Source organism: Poseidonibacter sp., from assembly GCF_041821165.1.
Lineage (GTDB): Bacteria > Campylobacterota > Campylobacteria > Campylobacterales > Arcobacteraceae > Poseidonibacter.
This window is the reverse complement of sequence record NZ_JBGUES010000014.1, coordinates 21,324-27,762: the sequence shown is the minus strand read 5'-3', so window position 1 is coordinate 27,762 and position 6,439 is coordinate 21,324. Positions and strand designations below refer to the sequence as shown.

At 27.0% G+C, this 6,439-nt stretch carries 6 protein-coding genes; all 6 read right to left on the bottom strand.

Translation table 11 applies throughout. The features are described 5' to 3' along the window. Positions 1-853: recombinase RecA (gene recA, locus ACERKK_RS02660; RefSeq protein ID WP_373771529.1), on the bottom strand; the 853-nt coding region annotated here is incomplete at its 3' end. 99 nt (positions 854-952) lie between these two features. After that, a complete protein-coding gene (locus ACERKK_RS02655) occupies positions 953-1,660 on the bottom strand; it encodes a nucleotidyltransferase family protein (protein ID WP_373771528.1) in 708 nt (235 codons plus the stop codon). Then, a complete protein-coding gene (locus ACERKK_RS02650) occupies positions 1,661-3,172 on the bottom strand; it encodes a radical SAM protein (protein ID WP_373771527.1) in 1,512 nt (503 codons plus the stop codon). It abuts the gene before it with no gap. Between the two features lies 1 nt (position 3,173). Continuing rightward, positions 3,174-4,598 carry a PfkB family carbohydrate kinase gene (locus tag ACERKK_RS02645; protein ID WP_373771526.1) on the bottom strand — a complete coding sequence of 475 codons (1,425 nt, stop codon included), beginning with the start codon at positions 4,596-4,598 and terminating at the stop codon, positions 3,174-3,176. 2 nt (positions 4,599-4,600) lie between these two features. Beyond that, complete coding sequence (locus ACERKK_RS02640) at positions 4,601-5,644, bottom strand: zinc-binding dehydrogenase (RefSeq protein ID WP_373771525.1); 1,044 nt, start codon at positions 5,642-5,644, stop codon at positions 4,601-4,603. After that, a complete protein-coding gene (locus ACERKK_RS02635) occupies positions 5,641-6,438 on the bottom strand; it encodes an SDR family oxidoreductase (protein WP_373771524.1) in 798 nt (265 codons plus the stop codon). Before ACERKK_RS02635 ends, ACERKK_RS02640 begins: the two co-directional genes overlap by 4 nt. Between the last annotated feature and the right edge of the window lies 1 nt (position 6,439).

Genomic DNA, 6,439 nt, shown 5'->3' with positions numbered 1-6,439 from the left:
CAACAATATCAAGTTTAACACCATAATCAATAAGTTCACCCATTTTTGAAATACCCTCACCAAACATAATATCAAATTCAGCAAGTTGGAAAGGTGCAGCAACTTTGTTTTTTACAACTTTTACTTTAACTCTATTTCCAATTGGGTTTTCACCTTGTTTAAGTGTTGCAATTCTTCTAATATCAAGTCTTACAGATGAATAGAATTTAAGTGCATTTCCACCAGTTGTTGTTTCTGGAGATCCATATCCTGTCATTCCAATTTTCATTCTAATTTGGTTAATAAAGATAACTGTACAGTTCATTTTATTTAATAAACCAGTAATTTTTCTAAGTGCTTTAGACATAAGTCTAGCTTGAACACCAACTTGTTGGTCGTCCATATCTCCATCAATCTCAACTTTTGGAGTAAGTGCAGCAACTGAATCGATAATAACTAAATCAACAGCTCCTGATCTAATAACCGTTTCAAGAATTTCTAAAGCTTGCTCTCCAAAATCAGGTTGAGATACAAGTAAATTATCAGTATCTACACCAAGGTTTTTAGCATATTGTGTATCTAAAGCATGTTCTGCATCAATAAATGCACAAACACCACCTTGTTTTTGACATTCAGCAATAGCATGTAGAGTTAATGTTGTTTTACCAGAACTTTCAGGACCATATATTTCAATAACTCTTCCCTTTGGTAAACCGCCAATTCCTAATGCAAGATCTAAACCTAAAGAACCAGTTGAAATAGCTTCTTGTGGCTCAACAATTTTATCTCCTAATCTAATAAGAGTACCTTTACCAAAAGTCTTATCAATTTGTTTGATAGCTAGGTCTAATGATTTTTTTTGATTTTCATCCATGTAAATTCCTGTATAAATTTCTTGTTTATTTTAATATGAAAGAATTTTAGCAGATTTTTTCTAAAGTTGTTGTTTTTATTGCAAATTGTAAGATTTTTTCTAAATAAAATTTAGAATATCTTTTTGTGCTTGTTTATATGAGTCAATTGTTCCTATATCTCTATGATATGTATCATTTAAAAATGTGTTAATTCTACCTAGATAATTAGGTATTACATCAAGAGAAAAATCAATATCTTTTTTATTAAGGTCTTCTAAAAAAGTTATGATTTTACTTGAACAAATATATACAGCACCATTTGCTAAATTTGATGGTGGATTTTCAACTTTTTCATGGAATTTTTGAACAATATTTTTTTCATTTAATTCTACAATACCACATGATTTTGGTGTTTGAGTCTTAAATAGCATCATTGTAATATCACAATCTTTATCTCTATTTTTATGTGTATTTATAAAGTCATTAAAATCACAAAAACAAAGATTATCAGCATGAATTAACATAAAATCTTCATCTTTTTTGAAAAAGTTTTTATTATGAAGAATTGTTCCACCTGTATTTAAAAGCTCTTTTTCATAAACTAAAGTAATTTGATTTTTAAATCTAGAATTATTTACAAATTCTTCTACTTTTTCATTAAAATAGTGAGTATTAATTAAAAATTCACTTATACCTACTTTAGATAGATTTTCAAGCCAATACTCTAATAATGCTTTGCCATTAATTGGTACAAGACATTTAGGAATAGCATTTGTTAAGGGCTTAAGTCTTGTACCTAAACCCGCTGCTAGCAGAAGTGCTTTCATTTATGAATTCATTACAGGATATAAATCTTTATGAAGAACTTTTCTAGTATTTCTTCTAATTTTATTTAATTCTTCCATAGATATGTTCATCATTTTAGCTGTATTTTCTCTTTTTTTAGGGTCTGAAAAGTTAATTCTATCCCATTCATAAGCTCTTAAAATTGATACTTCTTCTGCATCCCAATCATCACTTTTGATTCTACTAAATCTCCAGTTTATATTTAATTCACTATATGTTTGCGCATCTATTGCATTATTTTCCATTGCATAATCATATAATTTTGTTCCACTAAATACATTCGCAATAAAGAATTTAACATAATCAATTTTTGTTTCTTCTGCAAATCTAAATGTTTCCCTCATCTCTTCCCATGTTTCAGTTGGAAGTCCTACTATAAAATTTGCTACTACAAATAATCCATATTTATGAGCAAGTGCTACTTTAGGTGCAACGGTACTTAACTTTAATGGTTTATGAACAACTTCATCAAGAACTCTTTGATTTCCTGATTCAATTGCAATATTTAGCATAATACACCCAGATTGTGCCATTAAATCAAGAATTTCTTCATCTATTGCTGGTAAAAATACTGCAGTTGCTTTCCACTTTAGATTTAATTTTTTATCAATCATAGCTTTTAGAATTCTTTTTGTTCTAACTTTATCTCCAAATGGATTATCATCTTCAAATACTACAGACTTAATATTGTAATTTTTTACCAAATAATCAAGCTCTTCAATAATACTTTCAGCTGATCTTTTTCTAAGTTTTTTACCTGAAATTGATTCAACTAAACAAAAAGTACATCCAATTGGACATCCTCTTGATGTTTGAATTCTTGCATAAGGTAATAATGGAGGTGCTTCAATTCCATCTCTTGGTGATTTCATTGTGTATTTTTCAAAATCAACAAATGAATAATCTGGTATAGCCATTTTATTTATATCTGATACTAAAGTTGCTTTTTGAATTTGAATTTCTTTATTTTTATTTCTATAAATTAACCCTTCTGTTGGAAGTGTACCTTTTGAGTTTAAAAATTTAATAAGCTCTTGAAATACATACTCTCCTTCCCCTCTAATACAAAAGTCAACTTTTTCATTTTTCATAACATCTTCATAATGAAGTGTAGAATGAACTCCACCTAATACAGTTATAATTGATGGATTAAACTCTTTTACAATGTCAAGAGATATATCACCAATCATACTATATTCAGTTGTAAGAACTGAAATACCAACAAGGTCAGGGTTTATTTCTTCAATTCTTTTTTTAAAATCTTCTTGTGTTAAATCATCAAATTGTGCATCAATTATTGTGATTTCATCAACATAATCTTTTATCATGGCAGCAAGGATACATAAAGTAGATGGATTTAGATTCCAAGTTGTATGCATATCTTCTTTAAACCATCTTTGATTAGGATAAACTAGAACAACTTTTTTTACATTGTTTAATTTATCACTATTTTCTAAAAAAACTTTTTCATAATCTAATTCTATGTTATTCATTTTATAATTTCCTAATTTCTTTTAATAATTCTTCTTTTTGTATAGGAATATTTCCTATCCTACTAACTTGAATAGCAGCTGCAAGTGATCCTAAATAGGATGCTTGCCATATATTAGCACCAACAGTATTTGCCATAGCAGAACAAGTGATTAAAGAATCACCTGCACCACTTACATCTTTACTATTATTATTAAGTGCTGGTATATTATCTGTTAATAATTGCTTTTTAATCGAATTATAAATCATAATACCTTCACTTCCTAAAGTAGTAAAAATAAATTTAGGTTTTGATTGTTTTCTTAACTTTTTTGATAATACTACAAGACCTGATTCAAAATCATTTAAAGAGAGTCTAATTTCTCTCTCTGTTGGAGTAACAATATCCATATTTTTAAATTTTGAAATATCTCCTACTTGTGATGAACTTTGAGAATCTGCAACCATTGATATGTTATTTTCATTTGCAAAATCTGATATTTTATTTATAAGTTTTTTTGTTAAAACACCATAAGAAAAATCTGAAAATATTATTAAATCTAATCTTTTGATATTTTTAATATTTTTAATGATTTCTTTTTCTAAATCTTTATTTATATAATGTTGTTTTAAATGATTTACTCTTAAAAGAGTTTTATTATGGGCTCTAAATCTTTGTTTTAAAGTTGTAGGTCTTGTATGATCTTTATATAAAGTAGTATTGATACTTAAATCTTTTAAATATTTTTTAGTGTATTTATAATTTTCATCATCCCCAACAACTGATATATATGAAACATTTGCACCCAAAGTCTTTGCATGAGAAGCTACAATAGCAGCTCCTCCTATAAATTTCTTATTTGATAAAGGAGTTACAACGATAGTTGGGTCTTCTTGACTCATTCCAACTGGATTACAAGTTATATACTCATCTATTATTGTATCTCCAATAACCAAAACATTTAATTTTTCAAAATTATTTACATAAGATATTAAATCTTCTTTTTGAATTTTATGTCGTTTTAAAAACTCACTAGCATGATTTATAAATGAATTATTTATTTCAAAATCTTTTTGTAATAAGTCAAGTGAAGAAAAACCAATTTCACCTGAGGTAAATAGTAGTCTCCCACCATACTCTTTTAGAATATTTTCTTCAGGGTTTGTTTTTTGCTCGTGTTCTTTACCTTTTACAATAATTGAAGGTTTAGCTTTTTTTATATAATCAAGAATATTCTCATTTAAAATAAAAGCTTCATCTACAAAAGAAGTAGCTTTAATTGATTCAAGTCTTGTTTGTTCATCTAATAAGTTTAATCCATTTGTTAATTTTTCTGAGTTTACAGCAACTATTAAATAATCAGAACTCTCTTTTGCAAATTTAAGAAGTCTTAAATGACCAGGGTGTAAGATATTAAAGTTTCCGTAAACTAAGGCTATTTTTTTCATAATTATTCCAGATTGGTATTTATTTCAATTAGTGGTCTAGTTACTTCTCTATTTTCTAAATCATTTAATGCTTGATTGATTTCATCTAAAGTATATCTTTTTTCAAGTAATTTTTCTAATGGTAACTTGCCTTGATTATAAAGTTCAAAGAATTTAGGTAAATCTCTATCTGGATTACAATCTCCTCCCCAACTTCCTTTTATTTGTTTACCACAAATTAAATCAAATGGGTCAAGTTTTATTAAGTCACCATTTTGAGGATGTGATGCAAAAACACATAATCCTCCAGCATTTTTTACATTTTTAAATGCAATTTCAATTATTCTACAAAGACCCGTTGCTTCAACAGCATAATCAAGACCTTGGTTTGATGTTAATTCTTGAATTATTTTACTTACATCTTGTGTTTTTGAATTAATAACATGAGTGGCACCAAACTCTTTTGCAAGTTCTAATTTTTTATCTTCAATATCAATTGCAATAATCTTTTCAAAATTAAAAAGTTTAGTAGCCATTAGTGAACTAAGTCCAATTCCACCAAGGCCAAAAATAGCTATGCTTGTATTATTCTTAGGTTTGATTTCATTTATTACAATACCCGCACCAGTAGGAATAGCACATCCAAATAAAACTCCAATATCTAAAGGTATGTTTTTATCAAGTTTTACAAGACGATTTTCAGAAACAACTGAAAATTCATTAAAAGTTGTAACTTTTCCTGAATTTATTATTTTATCTCCATTCGTATAAGAAGCACAAGCTGCATCTATTCCATCACCTTTTATCCAACCTAAAACTACTCTATCACCAATTTGTACTTTAGAAACTCCTGCACCAATATTTTTTACTATACCAGTTGCCTCATGCCCTAATAAGTGTGGTAACCATGCATCAACTCCACGCTTACCTCTTACTTCCATTAGTTGAGAATGACATACTCCACTATAGGCTATTTCTACAAGAACTTGTCCCTCTTGTAAAGTATTAAATTTTATATTTTCTATATTTAATGGTTTATTCGTATTATTTAATACAGCTGCTTTCAATTTCTACCTTTTAATAAATCTATCCATTGTTTTAAGACATCAAATATATCTTTTGCTTGATATATTAAATCATCTTGTGATTTTGATATATTAATATTATAAAAGTTTGATTTAGATGAATTTTCTATAATTTTTGATTTTGAGTTTAAAATTTCTTTTAAAAACACAACTACTTCTTTTAAAGTTTTTTCTTGTTTAGATGCAATTAAATATGTTCTGTTTTTTTCTTTAAAATCATAGTTTAAAATAGATTCATATATAGAACCTACATCAACTATATTATTAAAAATCTTAGTTGAGTTTGTTATTGTTATATCTTGGTTTTTTTCAAGTTTTTCATAAAGTGAATAAATAAAAGTATTTTTTGTATTTTTTGTAAGAATGGCAGGAAGTCTTAGATTTAATACACTCATATCGCTTTGTTTTAAAAGCTCTTCTCCTATTAATTTTGATAATCCATAAATATTAGGTTTATTTGAAAAATTACTCTCTTCATTTATATTTAGACTATCTATATTTCCATAAACTGAAACTGTTGAAAAGAATACAAAATATTTAATATCTGTTTTTTTACAATACTCTATACATTTTTTAAGATACTCTATATTTGAATCCAAAATCTCATTTGTATTTAAAGTTTTAGCAGCAAGATGTATAAATACATCTTGTTTTTTTTGATTATTTAAATCTAATTTTGATACCAAATAGTTGTTCTTTTGAAACTTTTCAAATAGAATTTCTCCAACTGCACCATTTGCACCAGAGATTACAATTTTTGATTTTTGAGTTATCATT

Coding starts and splice junctions, on each gene's coding strand:
- ACERKK_RS02655 (WP_373771528.1), bottom strand. CDS start 1,660: ATGAAAGCACTTCTGCTAGCAGCGGGTTTAGGTACAAGACTTAAGCCC.
- ACERKK_RS02650 (WP_373771527.1), bottom strand. CDS start 3,172: ATGAATAACATAGAATTAGATTATGAAAAAGTTTTTTTAGAAAATAGT.
- ACERKK_RS02645 (WP_373771526.1), bottom strand. CDS start 4,598: ATGAAAAAAATAGCCTTAGTTTACGGAAACTTTAATATCTTACACCCT.
- ACERKK_RS02635 (WP_373771524.1), bottom strand. CDS start 6,438: ATGATAACTCAAAAATCAAAAATTGTAATCTCTGGTGCAAATGGTGCA.